Genomic DNA, 15,468 nt, shown 5'->3' with positions numbered 1-15,468 from the left:
TCAAGAGATACAATGGCAAACTTCAATACTCATCTTAATACTGCCGTAATCATCACAGGCTTAACCTCAGCCACCTTATTATCTGCAGGACATATTGAATTAAAGGGCGCACTCTGGTTATGGTTTTTAGGCTCAATCGGCGGCTTATTACCAGACATAGATTCAGATAACTCAACATCACTCGATACTATTTTTAACTTATTCGCACTCAGCGCTGTATTACTGGTACTGAATTACATAACCACCGAGCTCATTATTGAAATTAGTTTTATCGAGTTAATCGTAGTGCCGTTATTGGTTTACGGATTTATGAAATATATTATTAGACCCATTTTTGAATGGATCACAGTACATAGAGGTAGTTGCCACTCTTTACTGTTTATACTGTTATGCGCGCTATTAACAACTCAAGTAACATGGAAACTGAATGACCAATCAACCACACAAGCAGCCGTTTTTGCCTGGTTAACGGGTGGATTTATTTTACTCGGCGGATTAATTCATTTATTGCTGGACGAAATTTACAGTGTAGATTTAAGTAATGTCACCATTAAACGCTCTTTCGGTACCGCTTTAAAAATAGCTGACTTCGATAATAAACTAATTACGCTAGCGTCGGTTATTGCCATTGCAGGTTTAATCTATGTTGCGCCCCCTACAGCACAAACTATCACAGCGTTAAGTGATTGGTCTCACTTTATATTTCTATCTTAACAAAGTAGGTTTTAAGGCCTTTTACAGCATTGCCTGACTACAATAAGTGGCTTTTTCAAAGTCGCTTATGTCCATTGCTAGAATACGTGTAAAATGCCCTCTTAGTAATCTAAAAGTTAATTCACAAAGAGGGTGTGAGACCCTGCGCTTTTAGAGGCATAAATGGCTTAAATCACAGCGACTTTGACGATTTAAGTTTTAATTAAAATCCGTAGCTTGAGCCTATTTGTTATTAATTATTACTTTTGTAGGTTTGAGTGAAATAATTAAATAGCTTTACCTGTCTTCTACCCAAGTATGCGAGCTATTAAAGTTTTTTAAAGCATAAAATATAAAATTATAAGAGGTAAATAATGGAATTTACGAATAAACGCACCATCCTAATTTCAGCATCTTTATTGTTAGTATTGGCAATATCTCAGGCTATTTCTTCTGCCCTTTATAGTGCAGAAATTAGCTTTTCAAGGCAGTTTTCATGGGGGCTAGAAGCACTAGTATTTACTGTGCTTGCTGCCTTTGCTGGTACAGCAATGGTACAAGCAAAACATTCTCAACTAGGCTGGTCGGCTATCGCCTTTAGTGCGGTACTTAACCTAGTACAGGTAAGTATTGGCCTTACATTGTTTTCTACATTTGGAAAAGTAGCGGGTGCCTTAGAAGGCGCACAACCTTTAATTAGTGGCGTGGTTTCTTTGTCATTCATGATTTACTACGCAGCTAAATTATTATTGGGATTAGCAGCACTTGTGTTTGGCCTGTCTTACTTAGCAAAAGGTGGCAAAGCCATTGGCGGACTTACAGCACTAGCAGGCGGAGTTGCAATGCTTGCCAATGGTATTTTAATTACCTTTGGCCGTGATGGATTTCTTCCATCAGCTGTTGCTGGCGCTTCAGGCATGATTGCAACGTTACTTTTAGCGATATGTTTGATTAGTCTTTACCGTAAACAAGACTAAGGTTTAATACCTTATAAGTAAGGTATTTACTTTAATAAGTTATAGACATCGGCGTGTATTAGAGTGCTAATTCGCCGATGTTTTTCGTTTAAAGTGATGAAATTTAAAGTGCCAGCCACCTTAATAAGTTTTCACAAAGAGGCTATGAGGCGCTGCGCTTTTAGAGGGGATAATAGCTTGAATTAAAAATTTTTAACCAATTGATGTATGATGTCAAGATTTGACCCCTTTGACTTTCATAATTGAACTCCGAAAAATAATTTCTACTTCAGTGTAGAGGTTTCTTGTTAGAGCTGCTCGTAACCAGTCGTATGTCTTTTTTTAATAACTTGAATACTTTCGCCATACAACCCCATCACACTGGTAAAATCCACTTCAACTTCTGGTTTTATTATCTCAAGTAAGAATTTATTATCATTATTTGAGTAACTAATTAATTTCCCGTAATTTTTTAATCGTTTCAAACTAATCTTAGTCTTTGCAAAGCTTGGGAAGCGCTCTAAAAAGTCGTTTAGTTCAATAATGATTTGGTCGGTTAATTTAATACAACGCTCAGTAATATCTATCAATGTGACTAATCCAGAGCTTCCAAAAGCAGCTTCGGCATCCTTGAATGAAATCTTAAGAGATGCATCTTTTCCATAAGTGTTTAGTATTGATTGTTTAAATGCTTCATTAACTTCGTTTCGTTTTTCCCACATTTGTAAAAGTGCATTGTAATTACTTACCATGGCACTAATTCTTGAAATTTGAGACCACTTATTTTCTGTAGAAACGGCATCCTCTTTCGACGGAACTATAAAAGCTAGATTTTGGTAGTTTTCTGCTACAGGTTCAGACTTGAAAATTATACTCGGGATCGACATCAACCTTTGCAGAGGATGACTATTTAGATCTTTATGGTAGTTTCCTTTTATTGATGTCAGTGATGCTCTGGCTCTTTCAATATCAAGTGTCCACTTATTAGCTGCACTCAGTTTTTCTTTTTCAAGGACAAAATGGACTAAACTGGACTAAACTAGACAGCCACTTTAATTGAGAAAATGGACTAAACTAGACAGCCACTTTAATTGAACAAACAAAACTATACCAAAAAATTCGCTCTTCAAGTTCAAAATTTATCTTTTATGAGTGGGTCACTTTATTTCATCCGTTAAATAAGTACCGACTAAACTAGACAGCCACTTTAATTGAACAAACAAAACTATGCCAAATGAACAAACAAAACTATGCCAAAAAATTCGCTCTTCAAGTTCAAAATTTATCTTTTATGAGTGGGTCACTTTATTTCATCCGTTAAATAAGTAATTAGCCCTATTAAAGCTAAATTACACGCATGAAAATAACAGCATAATGCAGTTGTGATTTATTACTGAATAGTTTTACTGAGTAGCTTAAGTTTTATGCAAGTAGCTTTTCGCAATTGCTAATATTTGATCGCCGTTTACGCTTTAAATTTTCACAGTAACTTGCTTGTGAAGTGGGTCTGCCTACTGCACCATGAAATACGCGCGTAAATTGCGTAGTCAGTTTTAGCCAGTTCTCTGGGGATATATTAAGCCTTTCTAACAAAGGAAGGTTCATATTATCAATATGCCCACGCTTATCCTCTCGTATTATTCGCCCTGTTAGCTCAACAAGTTCAAGGTACGATTTAAGCTCAAACGGCAGCCCTTTGGGCATAATCTGACGAGGCATACCAGCAAAACGTAGTAACTGTTTAGCCTGTTTACCTTCTGCTGCGCATTTTAAACGCTTTTGTACACTGGTATGGTCTGACTCTTCTGGTGTGTTAGTCATTTTAGCTCTAATGGGATTTAAATCGACATAGGCCATACAGGCCGCAAGTGCTGCTTCATCTAGTAATGCCTGCGATTTGAATCGGCCCTCCCAGAATCGTCCTGTGCAGTTATCTTCTTTATTTGCTCTGCGCGCAATGTCTTCATTTAAGAGCCGCATAAACCAGCTGATACTTGATAAGCGTTCGCGGTATTGCTTAACCGTTTGGTTGAAAAAGATGAGCTCAACTTTACTTAACTTTTCACCTTGTACATACTTCTGCGTTAACACTGTGCCTTTACACAGTTTATGCCAGCGGATAACAATCGCTTTATCATTTAGTCTATTCGCTTTTTTATCATCTACATACAGGACTAAATGGGTGTGATTACTCATTACGGCGTAAGCACACACATCAATACAAAATACCTTAGCTAATTCAAGCAGCTTATCTTCAACCCACCCTCGTCGATGCTCAAAAGATTGACCAGTAAAACGGTCTTCTCCACATAAAAATGCACGACGAACACAGCGTGAAATACAGTGGTAGTACTTTGTATCAACCAAACTTACTTGACGCTTTCTTGCAATTGCCATAAGACACCCTGCCTGTTTTTTGCACTGAACAAAGGCTAGCCTCTAACTTCGAAAAGCGCAAAATTTAGGGTGGGTGTCTTGTTAATTTGTTTCTTGGAGCCAGTAAAGTCACAACTTTCAAAACTACAGTTTCTTAAATATGCAGAATCAAAAATACAATAGCGAAAATCTACGTTTTTAAACGTAATTTTTAATGCTACTAGCCGTTCGAATAACGTATTGATGAATTTACCTTCACTTATCGTTGTATCAAATTTTTTGTCGGTAAATTTTACTCTATTGCTATCTTTTAAAGTCATAAACTCAACTTGGTGATTATAGTGAAATGTATCGCTAACAGCTTATTGCAAAATTTAGGATGGGTGTCACTGTTAATTCTTTTCTGCTCGTTTTTCGCACTAACTGAAACGTAGCCTTAAATTTTAAAAAGATCAAAATTTAGGATGGGTGTCACTGTTAATTCGATCAGGAGTTGCTGGCGCTTCAGGCATGATTGCAACGTTACTTTTAGCGATATGCTTAATAAGCCTTTACCGCAAACAAAACTAAGGCTTAATACCTTTCAAGTAAGCTATTCATTTGAATAAAGTATAAACATCGGCGTGTATTAGATATTCTAATTCGCCGATGTTTTATGTTTAAAGCATTCGCCTAGCGTACCTCAAGTTAATGCCTACTTTCGTAAACTAAGATTAATTCACAAAGAGGATATGAGGCGCTGCGCTTTTAGAGGGTAAAAATAGCTAATATCAAAACCTTTTAACCAATTTATGTTCTGATGTATGAAGTCAACATTTGACCCCTTTAGATTCTTATTTCCCTAATTAATACCTTTATATTCAATAGCATTGAAGATATCTTCCCATTTCATAGCAAAAACTTTAACACCTTCAACGTTGTCGATTACATTCTGCATTTCACTTAAATACCAGCCTTTAGACAAAAATAACTCTGAAGTAAGAACTATCAATATTTTGTTTTTAAAACCACTTTTCTCAAGGAACTTTGCTTGCCTTATAAGCTGAGTACCAGCGCTTGTAAATTTACTTCCAATTTTATTTTCGATTAACACGATTGTATTTTCGCTTTTAGAAAACGAAAGTAAATCTGCAGGCATCTGCCCCCATATATCTACAGTTTCTGAATCTGAAAAAAGAGGATATTCACAATAAAATGGGGTTGAGCAATTAATATATTCTGAAGAACAAAGTTTGTCAGATAAATATGGAATTGAATAAAGGTTAACACTACCCCAGTCAATAGAGCTATTTGCATGATGATAGGCCAATAACGAGCTCAACTCTGTCTCATTACTCGCTTTAAGACCTGTAATTGGATCTACCATTTCATTAGGAATACTTTGGATGAATTTTCTTTTTGTTGTCAATTGAAGACTCCTTGCCTTAAAAATTAATCGTTCAGTAGATTAATTCTTTATTTCCTCTGAGGTTAATCTCAAAAACATTAAATGTAAAAGGCTGCTTAATTTAAGCAGCCTTTTTAATAGCCTGTAGAACATGGACAACTTATAAAATTGCCCAATCTAAAGTCTCTTGCTAGTTTTGCGTATTCTCAATAGGCCAATCTTTATGGAACAGACCAACTAGACAGCCACATTTATTGAACAAACAAAACTGTGACACTAAATTTGCTCTTCAAGTTCAAAATTTATCTTTTATTGCTGGGTACTTTATTTCATCCGTTAAATAAGTAATTAGCCCTATTAAACCTAAATTACACGCATGAAAATAACTGCATAATACAGTTGTGATTTATTACTGAATAGTTTTACTGAGTAGCTTAAATTTTATGCGAGTAGCTTTTCGTAATTGCTGATATTTTCTTGTCGTGACGCATACTGAGTAAATTGCACCTTTGGTTGATAGTTAATTGTTTACAATGTATCTTGGCTAGGTATTTATTGAATAGAGCTATTTTTTTAAAGAAGTTTTATTGCTCTATTCAGATTTAAAATATTGACTTTAATTATTAATATAAATTAACAGCGAGTAGTTGAAATTATAAAAAATCGCTGTTAATTAATGATTTATGTCAGATGGAATAGAAAAATTAATGGAAGAAATAAAAAGGATAAAAAAGAAATAGAGGATTTTCTTATATGGAAATAATTACAACATCTAAACATCCGGGATACTATATGATAAACAAGCAAAAAAATTATTCAATGCTATATAAAGCATTAATTATCGCTCTACCAATACTTACAGCTACTTTTACAAGTAATGTAATAGCGGCTACAAATAAAGTTAACGTTGATGTTAATTTAGATACTAAACATCGTATCGGTAATATTCAAAGTTTCAATCGTGAAAAGTTTATTTCGTTACATTCAGCACCAACTGAAAATGATTGGAATGATGATAGCAAAGGTAATAATGAATTAGATGATTTGATCGGAAAATTCATCAAAGGTTACGACGTATATTTTGGTCGTGATACAGGGTATATGAAAAACCAACTTTTTGGTCAAGCACAAGATAACATCCGTTCAGGTTTTATTGACGAATCAACCGCAACAACTCTAGGGAAAGCAGCAGTAAATACCTTTGAAAAAAGCACTCAGACCAGATTCGTTAATGGTAGACGTTTTAAAAATAGATCAGAAAATATGGTTGTTGCAGGTCAAGTTCACCCGTATTATCCTGATGGTACTAACATTGGCAATACTGGTTGGGCTTTCTCACAAACAGATACAGCGCAAGAGCCACTTGGTACTGCAACAGGTCACTATATGGGCCAGTTCTTAAAAAATTACTTTGCGCAAAGTAATACTGCAGTAGGTCATCCAAAACCTGCGTTTATAGAGGTAGTTAACGAACCTCTTTACGATCTTAATATCGATCCTAAAGATGGCAGAGCAAAAGCTCCTATTTCTGATATTTTTAGTTACCACACCAGTGTCGCTAAAGAAGTTCGTAAAACAAATAACGAAAAGTTAAATAAAGGCGTTAAAATTGCTGGATATACCACAGCATTCCCTAATTATGATTGGGATAACTTCCAACGCTGGGAAGACAACGATAAATTATTTATCGACACGGCAGGCAAAGATATGGATGTTTTTTCAATTCATTTATATGATTTTCCTACTCACCCACGCGGCGAAGAATATAGACGTGGTAGTAATGTTGAAGCAACCCTTGATATGTTAGAGCAATATTCAACGATTAAGTTTGGTCGAGTTAAACCATTATTAATCTCTGAATATGGTGCTTCGGTGCATGCATTACGTAATAAACCATGGACGCATGTTCGCGATGCTGAAAAATTACGTGGTTATAATGCGTTATTAACACAATTTTTAGAACGCCCTAATGTTATTGCTAAAGCTATCCCATTTATTCCAGTGAAAGCTGAATGGGGTAGACATGGTGATACCGGTTACCCATATGAAAACCGTTTAATGCGTCAAAATTTTGAGAAAGCAGGTCAAACAGGTACACAATGGGTATACACTGATTTAGTGAAGTTTTATCAATTATGGTCGAATGTTCGAGGTACGCATGTTGATAGTTGGGCATCAGATTTAGATATAATGGTTGATGCGTATGTGCAAAATAATAAAGCACACATCATCATGACGAGTTTAGAGTTTGAAGATACTGATGTTTCATTGAAAGCATTGGGTATTACGGGTAACTCGGTTAAATCAGTTCAAATAAAAACGTTATCTTACGATAATAATAACCATGCGTTATTGGAAACTAAAAACCTAACGAGTGTGCCAGGTACCGTATTTTTACCGAAAGAAAGTACTAAGATTATGACCATTACTTATCAAAACAAGATAAACATTGATAAAGTAAATCAAGAAACAAAGTATTACGCAACAACTTATAAAAAGCCGATTAAGGCGAATAGTAGTCTATTATTTAATATTAAAAATGTTGAAGTGGGAGCCCAAGGTGAAGCTGTATTACGCTTAGGTATGGGCCGTGCTCATGGTAAGTCTCTTGTTCCAGTTGTAAAAGTGAATGGTGTTACGGTAACAGTGCCAAAAGACTTTAGAGGATATGACCAAAAAAACGGTAAAACCCGTAACGGACGTGCAAGTTTCTTTGGCGTGATTGAAATCCCTGTACCTCATGACATTTTACAAGGCAGTAACTGGATTAATGTCACCTTTAATGATGCGGGTGGTTTTGCCACAAGTGCAGCTTTACAAGTAATAAACTCAGACGAGAGTATTACGCGTAGACTTTAAATTTCTATTATAAGCAGTTGAGGTAAGTAGTTTAAATAAGCTTTTACTGAACATTAAAATGGTATTCATAAATTATGAATACCATTTTGTTGTTTGTAATACTTACTAAATGCATAACTAGTCGTTAACGCATAAAAAAACTTAAGCATTAATTTTTGAATAAAAAATTTAGATTGGGTGTCTTGTTAATTTTAAGCAGCTTATCTTCAACCCACCCTCGTCGATGCTCGTAAGATTGACCAGTAAAACGGTCTTCTCCACATAAAAATGCGCGACGAACACAGCGTGAAATACAGTGATAGTACTTTGTATCAACCAAACTTACTTGACGCTTTCTTGCAATTGCCATAAGACACCCTGCCTGTTTTTTGCACAAACCAACTAAATTACACGCATGAAAATAACTGCATAATGCAGTTGTGATTTATTACTGAATAGTTTTACTGATTAGCTTACGTTTTATGCGAGTAGCTTTTCGCAGTTGCTAATATTTGATCGCCGTTTCCGCTTTAAGTTTTCACAGTAACTTGCTTGTGAAGTGGGCCTACCTACTGCACCATGGAATACTCGCGTAAATTGCGTGGTGAGTTTTAACCAGTTTTCTGGGGATATATTAATTCTTTCTAGCAAAGGAAGGTTCATACTATCAATGTGCCCGCGTTTATCCTCTCGTATTATTCGCCCTGTTAACTCAACAAGTTCAAGGTACGACTTAAGCTCAAACGGCAGCCCTTTGGGCATAATCTGACGAGGCATACCAGCAAAACGTAGTAACTGTTTTGGTTGTTTACTTTCTTCTGCGTGTGTTATGCGTTGTTGGACACTTGTATGATCTGATTCTTCGGGCGTTTCTGCCATGTTTGCTCTGATGGGGTTTAAATCAACATACGCCATGCAGGCCGCAAGTGCTGCTTCATCTAGTAATGCTTGCGATTTGAATCTTCCCTCCCAGAACCTCCCTGTGCAGTTATCTTCTTTATTTGCTCTGCGCGCAATGTCTTCATTTAACAAACGCATAAACCAGCTAATACTTGCTAGACGTTCACGGTATTGTTTAACCGTTTGATTGAAAAAGATGAGTTCAACTTTACTTAGCTTTTCACCTTGTACATATTTTTGCGTTAACAATGTGCCTTTACAAAGCTTATGCCAACGAATAACAATCGCTTTATCATTTAGCCTATTCGCTTTTTTATCATCAACATACAATACTAAATGGGTGTGATTACTCATTACGGCATAAGCACATACATCAATACAAAATACTTTAGCTAACTCAAGCAGCTTATCTTCAACCCACCCTCGTCGATGCTCGAAAGATTGACCAGTAAAACGGTCTTCCCCACATAAAAATGCACGACGAACGCACCGTGAAATACAGTGATAGTATTTTGTATCAACCAAACTTACTTGACGCTTTCTTGCAATTGCCATAAGACACCCTGCTTGTTTTTTACACTAAACAAAGGCTAGCCTCTAACTTCGAAAAGTGCAAAATTTAGATTGGGTGTCTTGTTAATTCTGGTTGGTACATGGCAATGATGTCAGCAATGCAATCAAATCCTGTTTTTAAAGAAACATATCAGCGGTTATTAGCCGCAGGGAAACCTAAAAAAGTTGCCATTATTGCATGCATTAGAAAGATGATTGTTATCTTAAATTCAATGCTAAGAGATGGTGTTTTATGGGAAGCGCCAAAAGTTATAAATTAACTATTGACGCCATAGTCTCTTGTTAGGCGCTCGCTCCTTACACTTGAACGGCATCTGGCACATCGTAAATATTTGCAGTTATTTCACTCATTAAACGGTGATCTAAAAGAACTTGAAGGATAGTGCTTGTTGTGTCAGCACAAGGTACAATAGTATTATTTGCTAAATCAAAGTTAAGCCCCCAACCTCTAGCGGTATTTACAGCCATTAATTTTGTTATAAAATTGGGGCTCGTATAGACCTCTTTTACCTCAATAACTCCCATTCGGCGTAACTGCATTGAATTAGTACCAACATATTCAATGATAGGCTGTAAATCAGAGAATAAATTACTAAATGAAGGATTTTGCTGTAGTTGAGTAAATGCTTGTGAGTATGCCTCACGATATTTCATAGATGATTCGAAACCGCGCTTATTCGCTATAAATGCAACATTATTAATAACGTAAAAATCAAAGTTCTTTTCGATCGAGAAACTATTATCTACTACACCTGATAGTTCGCCATTCGTAAACACCATATTAATATACTTATTAGGATATGAAGTTTTCCAAGTAGATGTAGATCTTTTCACAGCATATACGGTTACACCATTTGCTATGTATTTAACTACGTAGCCATTAGCACCTTTTAAATCATTGCTATCATTTATTCGATGCTCTGGTTCTAACCGATCAACTAATACCTTCAAATTTGAAAAATTTGTTGTTGTAGAATCTAGAGTTAAACAACTGTTTTCATTTGTCTGAGCAATATAAGAATATGGAGAGTGTTCTGTAATTCTCTCTATTTCCGTATTTACAAACGTTTTAAATTGTCGATTAAGATCCGTTTCCGTTTGAACATAAAAAGTTCTAAATTTTTCCTGTGACCTACTGTTTTTAAAAATCCATAAATGAGGTGTTGCATTGGCAAAGTCAAATGCTCTTAATAATTGAAACTCAGCATCCATTAGCTTATATCCTTTGAAATGTAAAAATCTTGAATTGATTGAAACTTATAATTACCTCGGGTTAGAGCTCCTTTCTTCATTACTCGAACATCCCTTTCTTGACCATTTATTACAATTTTTGCTTCATATAACTTCCAACCAAACATTAATAAAATCGGGTTCATTATTATTTGACCTGACTTATAAGTAATTGCAAACATCCATAGTAAAAATACCACGAACCCTAACATTTTCTCAGGAGCGTCATAACTTATCCCCATAAATGAAACTACGTAAGGAAACACGTAATTTATAATGTCATTCGGAATTGTTTTTGAGCTTTTGACTTCGCCATCGAATGGGTAATCAATTTTTTTCAAAGACATGTTTGAAATAATTACTGAAATAATGCTGATAACAATGAAAACAATTGAAAAATATCGGTGTTGAAACGGGTTAAATAAGCAATTATCTATGTCAGAAAAATCGCAAAATGAATTGCTCCACCATGATATAGGAATGTCTTGTACTGCTAGAATTAATGCTAGTGGCAAGTACGACCCTAAAAAAATTATAAATCCAGATGTAAGTTTAAACTGCATATATTAAGACCATGTTGATATCCCTGGAGAATGTATAAGACGTACCAAATCGCATACTGTTTTGCATCAGTGCTTGTCTAAGTTCGACTGCATACTATTGTTAAGCCCATTTTTTAACCTAGTTCCCGAAGTAACTTAGCAGCTTTAGTTAGCTCCTTACTCATGCGTTTAGTATCTTTTAGTGAGTCGTGTGAAAAGGTGCGAATTAGGCCAAGTGCAATACTAATGAGCAGCAGAATATTTGAGGCTAACGGCACAACTTCTGAAAATACCAACTTAGGTAAATTCGCTGGGGATTTTTCTGCTGTAGCCTTTATGGTCGAAACGTCCTGCTCAATTTTAGACGAAACCCCTTCTGAGCTGTCAGCTATCTCAGCCCCAATCCAATAAAGAAGTGGAATTGAAATAAGGCTCAACATAAACAGCACAATTACAAATTTACGCGATACTACTAAGGCTCTTCGCTTAGCTGGCGGAGACAAAGACAAGAGCTGCTCAATTGTATACTCAATTTTTTTAGCTGCTTCTTGGATTTGCCTGATAATTGGTAGCGACTCTCTTGTTACTTTGTTTTCAGGGTATTTATCGTAAAGCTCTTTTATATTTTTTTGTAACCCCGATGTTCTATTATTAATTATCAGCTGTGCAGCTTTTAGATGAGATTCATAAATATTATTGGTGTTTTTCTCTGCCCGAACAAACTCCCAAAAATCTTGCAGATTAATTTCCGATATTTTCTCCTTTGCTTTCACGATGCTTTCGCTTATCCATTGATAATTAAGATAACCGCTCGCCCCTTCTGGTTCTATTAGCGTCTCAACCTCTTTTTCCGTTAGGTTCTGGTAGCCCTCCTTAGCTTCCGAAAGGCTTTTCCCTCTAGCGCAAAGTTGCGCAATTAAGGATGCACGTAAGGCCTCTTCAAGCAGGTCCGATAGATTTTTCAAGATCTCATCACGGGAATTTTTCACAGCATTTTTTTTCTTATTCATAACTTCTAGTTCTCCATGACTTGGTCACATATTGAACCTAACGTCCTATTAAACAGCACTTTAGGGGCTTATCCCCTAAAAAGACGTATTTAAATCGTTAGATAATTACACTTAATAACTCTATTAATAACAACTAGCTACAAGAGTTACTCAATGACTCTTGTTATTTAGCCCCAAAACGACTTTTAATAATGTTATGGGTCAAAATTTACAAAACTGTATATACACACAGCCATTAATTATATTTATTTTTATTCACCCAAACCTTTAACTAAATGATTTATAAAATTACCACTCATTTTTAAACCGTGAATCATTTTCACAAGGGTCACCATCCCTATCACCATCCATTTTTGTATTCGGGCAGTTATTAATAAAAAAGATTGCTTCATCTTTAGATCTCATTTGGCTACAGTGCTGCCTGCCATCACACGTAAAATTTTGCGTGCTTTTTGGAATAACTACTTCTGGGTACTTTTCATCAAAGGTGGCTAAATCATCATTGGTGGCTAAATCGTCATTTAAGAGAATGGGAGTTTGGTTGCTTGAGTGAGCGTTGTATTTATTAATCGCATAAAAGCAAAGTGCAGCAATTAGCGCTATTGAGGCAACTTTACCTAAAAAGCTACTGGCAAAATTAGATTTAGCCATACGGTACGGCTGTTGTGTGTGTTTTTGGTAAGGTGCTTTTAGCTCTGTAACGCCTTCTATGCGACAGTTAATTGCTTTTGTTTTACCGTCGGGCTGTGTTGCAACTTCAAAATAAATGGTGTCGCCAACTTTAGGTTTGCGGCTCATGTGTTTGAGCGCTGATATGTGTATAAACGTGTCGTGTTCTAGAGTGTCTGATTTAATAAAACCAAAACCCTTGTCTGTTTTCCACGACTTTAACAATCCTTTGTTCATGTATCCACCTGCTCTGCTTAAGCTGCGTTTTACGCAAATTCCATTTAGTTAACACTTGTTATTATACGTCCCTAAATTAAAACCATGCAACTATTTATTCATATTGCGTTAATTTTACGCTCTACCTATTTAAGCTTAACTATTAAACTTATCTATTAAATTTAGCTATTAATTAAAGCGCTAAAACTAGTGCCCTAACAATGCTCACTGGGCTAAAACCAAGTAAAAAATCAGCCTACTTTATTTTATGGCTAACGGATAAATGTCCTTTAAATTTTAATAATTAACCCTCAGCTCCACAGTCACTTAACAGGCTGTTTACACTGTATTTTGTCATTAGTTATTTCTATCTGAATTAAGCTTTTTTAGTACGATTTCTCATTCGTTTTTCAGCTCATTTATCTATACAATCACTCCTTTATTTTTACGCACATATTTCAAGTGATTATCTCATGCTATTAACGATTGTTTATATTATTGGTATTACAGCAGAAGCCATGACTGGCGCACTTAGCGCTGGGCGAATGAAAATGGATTGGTTTGGCGTAGTGCTGGTAGCCAGTGCGACCGCAATTGGCGGTGGTAGCGTAAGAGATATATTACTAGGCAATTACCCGCTTACGTGGGTACAGCACCCAGAGTATTTATTAATTACTTGTATAGCCGGTATTGTTACTACGTGGCTTGCTAAGTGGGTGGTTAAATTTAAAGGCATATTTATGCGCTTAGACGCGCTGGGTTTAGCTGCATTTAGCATTATTGGCTGCCAAGTGGGGCTAAATATGGGCCTGCATTATGGTATTTGTGTTGTGGCAGCCATTGTTACTGGCGTATTTGGTGGGTTACTGCGTGATTTAATATGTCGTCAAGCGCCGTTGGTATTGCACAACGAGTTGTATGCCAGCGTATCGCTAATTGTAGCGTGCTTATACTTAGCGCTGCACCATTACAATATTGACGACAACATAAGCATTATTGTAAGCCTAGTTGCGGGATACTTAATACGTATGGCATCAATACGCTTTAAATGGCGCTTACCTACGTTTAGTTTATTAGAACCGGCTAAATAGCTAAATTAGTTATATAAGACAGGCTTGAACCTGCTAGGCAATAAAGCCTGTCTTCTCTTTAATGATCTTTATTACTCTTTATTATTTAGTACTCACACTACATCGCTTAATGCGGTTTTAGAGCCGCTGTTATTGTGTGGCATTACGCTAAAGCTGCCGTCTGTTTCGAGCACAACTGCGGCGACCTCTTCTATTGCAATAATACCTGCGCCTCGCACAGCGGCGCGAATTTCTGACTTTGTTACGCGTTGTGATTTAAGGGCCGAATCACAATACTCGCCATTACTTAATAATAACGTGGGGTTTGCTTTTACAAGCGCTGCAAATTTTGACGAGCGAACACTAAACCACGTAATAACATATTGCAGCCCTATTAATACTACAAAGGCTAGTATGCCCTCAGCTAACGGGACGCTTTTTGAAATAATAACAGACGCTAATATAGAACCCAGCGCAATGGTGACTACAAAGTCGAACACATTCCACTTTGAAAGCGTACGTTTACCCGATACACGTAACCAAAACACCAGTGCTACATAACCCAGTACACCAATTATAAGTACGCGTAATAACCCCTGCATGTCATCGTAAAACATAATGGCTCCTTTATATAATGCCGCTATTAAATCTAACCCTTGTTTAATTTAGTTAATAATTTCGCACCTAAAACAGTACCAATGGGGATGAATAAAAGCCATAGATAGGCAAAAAATTTTAAAGCAGATTTAAGTAATGCAAAATCGTTTACACGTTTATTTTTAATCAACATGTAACTTATAAAATAACCAACCAACGCTGGTACCATTTGTATTAACGAAATAACTATACCAGATGAAATATGCCCTGCGATTAATTTAGGATCGCCACCAGAAAATGCTATATAGGCAGAGTAAAAACCTGTAAAAAAACTAATCAGTGATATTAGCAAAAAAACCTGTAAAAACAGGCTTACTATCGCTAAAAATACGATTGTAGATTGTTTCAAAA

General features: G+C 36.1%; 15 protein-coding genes and 3 pseudogenes. 6 read left to right on the top strand and 12 right to left on the bottom strand.

Annotated features, from left to right (window positions below; genetic code table 11):
• Window positions 1–12 precede the first annotated feature (12 nt).
• Both I6F66_RS10105 and I6F66_RS10100 read left to right on the top strand, forming a co-directional pair.
• The gene (locus tag I6F66_RS10105) at window positions 13–714 is read left to right on the top strand and encodes a metal-dependent hydrolase (protein WP_197209214.1); all 702 of its coding nucleotides are present in this window, start codon (window positions 13–15) and stop codon (window positions 712–714) included.
• 353 nt (window positions 715–1,067) lie between these two features.
• The gene (locus I6F66_RS10100) at window positions 1,068–1,670 is read left to right on the top strand and encodes a thiamine biosynthesis protein ThiC (RefSeq protein WP_197209213.1); all 603 of its coding nucleotides are present in this window, start codon (window positions 1,068–1,070) and stop codon (window positions 1,668–1,670) included.
• Window positions 1,671–1,957: 287 nt separating this feature from the next.
• On the opposite strand, the gene I6F66_RS10095 is transcribed toward I6F66_RS10100, so the two are convergent.
• The 3 genes from I6F66_RS10095 to I6F66_RS22830 all read right to left on the bottom strand — a co-directional run bounded on the left by I6F66_RS10095 (window position 1,958) and on the right by I6F66_RS22830 (window position 4,345).
• Window positions 1,958–2,536: a hypothetical protein gene (locus tag I6F66_RS10095; RefSeq protein ID WP_197209212.1), complete on the bottom strand. Its 579-nt coding sequence runs from the start codon at window positions 2,534–2,536 to the stop codon at window positions 1,958–1,960.
• Window positions 2,537–3,071: 535 nt separating this feature from the next.
• A complete protein-coding gene (locus I6F66_RS10090; protein WP_197209211.1) occupies window positions 3,072–4,046 on the bottom strand; it encodes a transposase in 975 nt (324 codons plus the stop codon).
• Window positions 4,047–4,081: 35 nt separating this feature from the next.
• Window positions 4,082–4,345, bottom strand: coding sequence for a pentapeptide repeat-containing protein (locus tag I6F66_RS22830; RefSeq protein ID WP_197209210.1), 264 nt, complete (start codon window positions 4,343–4,345; stop codon window positions 4,082–4,084).
• A 160-nt stretch (window positions 4,346–4,505) separates the two neighbouring features.
• On the opposite strand from I6F66_RS22830, the pseudogene I6F66_RS22555 reads away from it, so the two are divergent.
• Window positions 4,506–4,595 (top strand): annotated as a pseudogene (locus I6F66_RS22555) (thiamine biosynthesis protein ThiC); the annotation flags it as partial.
• Between the two features lie 271 nt (window positions 4,596–4,866).
• Here the strand turns inward: I6F66_RS22555 and I6F66_RS10080 are convergent.
• A complete protein-coding gene (locus tag I6F66_RS10080) occupies window positions 4,867–5,433 on the bottom strand; it encodes a PD-(D/E)XK nuclease family protein (RefSeq protein ID WP_197209209.1) in 567 nt (188 codons plus the stop codon).
• Window positions 5,434–6,204: 771 nt separating this feature from the next.
• Between I6F66_RS10080 and I6F66_RS10075 the strand changes: the two genes are divergently transcribed.
• A complete protein-coding gene (locus I6F66_RS10075; RefSeq protein ID WP_197209208.1) occupies window positions 6,205–8,271 on the top strand; it encodes a hypothetical protein in 2,067 nt (688 codons plus the stop codon).
• Window positions 8,272–8,458: 187 nt separating this feature from the next.
• On the opposite strand, the pseudogene I6F66_RS10070 reads toward I6F66_RS10075, so the two are convergent.
• A pseudogene (locus I6F66_RS10070) lies at window positions 8,459–8,620 on the bottom strand (transposase); the annotation flags it as partial.
• Between the two features lie 110 nt (window positions 8,621–8,730).
• On the bottom strand, window positions 8,731–9,705 hold the full coding sequence (locus tag I6F66_RS10065; RefSeq protein ID WP_197209207.1) for a transposase: 975 nt from the start codon (window positions 9,703–9,705) through the stop codon (window positions 8,731–8,733).
• Window positions 9,706–9,800: 95 nt separating this feature from the next.
• On the opposite strand from I6F66_RS10065, the pseudogene I6F66_RS10060 reads away from it, so the two are divergent.
• Window positions 9,801–9,983 (top strand): annotated as a pseudogene (locus I6F66_RS10060) (IS110 family transposase); the annotation flags it as partial.
• A 37-nt stretch (window positions 9,984–10,020) separates the two neighbouring features.
• Here I6F66_RS10060 and I6F66_RS10055 read toward each other — a convergent pair.
• The 4 genes from I6F66_RS10055 to I6F66_RS10040 form a co-directional block, all read right to left on the bottom strand.
• Window positions 10,021–10,935: a DUF4868 domain-containing protein gene (locus tag I6F66_RS10055; RefSeq protein ID WP_197209206.1), complete on the bottom strand. Its 915-nt coding sequence runs from the start codon at window positions 10,933–10,935 to the stop codon at window positions 10,021–10,023.
• Window positions 10,935–11,516: a hypothetical protein gene (locus I6F66_RS10050; RefSeq protein WP_197209205.1), complete on the bottom strand. Its 582-nt coding sequence runs from the start codon at window positions 11,514–11,516 to the stop codon at window positions 10,935–10,937. Before I6F66_RS10050 ends, I6F66_RS10055 begins: the two co-directional genes overlap by 1 nt.
• A gap of 113 nt (window positions 11,517–11,629) precedes the next feature.
• The gene (locus tag I6F66_RS10045) at window positions 11,630–12,505 is read right to left on the bottom strand and encodes a hypothetical protein (protein ID WP_197209204.1); all 876 of its coding nucleotides are present in this window, start codon (window positions 12,503–12,505) and stop codon (window positions 11,630–11,632) included.
• Between the two features lie 288 nt (window positions 12,506–12,793).
• The gene (locus tag I6F66_RS10040; protein WP_197209203.1) at window positions 12,794–13,411 is read right to left on the bottom strand and encodes a cold shock domain-containing protein; all 618 of its coding nucleotides are present in this window, start codon (window positions 13,409–13,411) and stop codon (window positions 12,794–12,796) included.
• A 452-nt stretch (window positions 13,412–13,863) separates the two neighbouring features.
• On the opposite strand from I6F66_RS10040, the gene I6F66_RS10035 reads away from it, so the two are divergent.
• Window positions 13,864–14,481, top strand: a complete 618-nt coding sequence (locus I6F66_RS10035; protein ID WP_197209202.1) for a trimeric intracellular cation channel family protein — start codon at window positions 13,864–13,866, stop codon at window positions 14,479–14,481.
• Between the two features lie 92 nt (window positions 14,482–14,573).
• Here I6F66_RS10035 and I6F66_RS10030 read toward each other — a convergent pair whose 3' ends face one another.
• The gene (locus I6F66_RS10030) at window positions 14,574–15,077 is read right to left on the bottom strand and encodes a DUF421 domain-containing protein (RefSeq protein ID WP_197209201.1); all 504 of its coding nucleotides are present in this window, start codon (window positions 15,075–15,077) and stop codon (window positions 14,574–14,576) included.
• A 32-nt stretch (window positions 15,078–15,109) separates the two neighbouring features.
• Window positions 15,110–15,466 (bottom strand): hypothetical protein, encoded by a 357-nt coding sequence (locus I6F66_RS10025; protein ID WP_231611863.1) that lies wholly within the window; start codon window positions 15,464–15,466, stop codon window positions 15,110–15,112.
• Between the last annotated feature and the right edge of the window lie 2 nt (window positions 15,467–15,468).

The sequence above is a fragment of the Pseudoalteromonas sp. NZS100_1 genome, from assembly GCF_015864285.1.
Taxonomy (GTDB): Bacteria; Pseudomonadota; Gammaproteobacteria; order Enterobacterales; family Alteromonadaceae; genus Pseudoalteromonas; species Pseudoalteromonas arctica.
Note: the sequence above shows the minus strand (reverse complement) of the source record. Positions and strands in the feature narration are given on the sequence as shown.

Coding starts and splice junctions, on each gene's coding strand:
- I6F66_RS10040 (WP_197209203.1), bottom strand. CDS start 13,411: ATGAACAAAGGATTGTTAAAGTCGTGGAAAACAGACAAGGGTTTTGGT.
- I6F66_RS22830 (WP_197209210.1), bottom strand. CDS start 4,345: ATGACTTTAAAAGATAGCAATAGAGTAAAATTTACCGACAAAAAATTT.
- I6F66_RS10075 (WP_197209208.1), top strand. CDS start 6,205: ATGATAAACAAGCAAAAAAATTATTCAATGCTATATAAAGCATTAATT.
- I6F66_RS10050 (WP_197209205.1), bottom strand. CDS start 11,516: ATGCAGTTTAAACTTACATCTGGATTTATAATTTTTTTAGGGTCGTAC.
- I6F66_RS10045 (WP_197209204.1), bottom strand. CDS start 12,505: ATGAATAAGAAAAAAAATGCTGTGAAAAATTCCCGTGATGAGATCTTG.
- I6F66_RS10035 (WP_197209202.1), top strand. CDS start 13,864: ATGCTATTAACGATTGTTTATATTATTGGTATTACAGCAGAAGCCATG.
- I6F66_RS10105 (WP_197209214.1), top strand. CDS start 13: ATGGCAAACTTCAATACTCATCTTAATACTGCCGTAATCATCACAGGC.
- I6F66_RS10065 (WP_197209207.1), bottom strand. CDS start 9,705: ATGGCAATTGCAAGAAAGCGTCAAGTAAGTTTGGTTGATACAAAATAC.
- I6F66_RS10090 (WP_197209211.1), bottom strand. CDS start 4,046: ATGGCAATTGCAAGAAAGCGTCAAGTAAGTTTGGTTGATACAAAGTAC.
- I6F66_RS10030 (WP_197209201.1), bottom strand. CDS start 15,077: ATGTTTTACGATGACATGCAGGGGTTATTACGCGTACTTATAATTGGT.
- I6F66_RS10055 (WP_197209206.1), bottom strand. CDS start 10,935: ATGGATGCTGAGTTTCAATTATTAAGAGCATTTGACTTTGCCAATGCA.
- I6F66_RS10095 (WP_197209212.1), bottom strand. CDS start 2,536: ATGTCGATCCCGAGTATAATTTTCAAGTCTGAACCTGTAGCAGAAAAC.
- I6F66_RS10100 (WP_197209213.1), top strand. CDS start 1,068: ATGGAATTTACGAATAAACGCACCATCCTAATTTCAGCATCTTTATTG.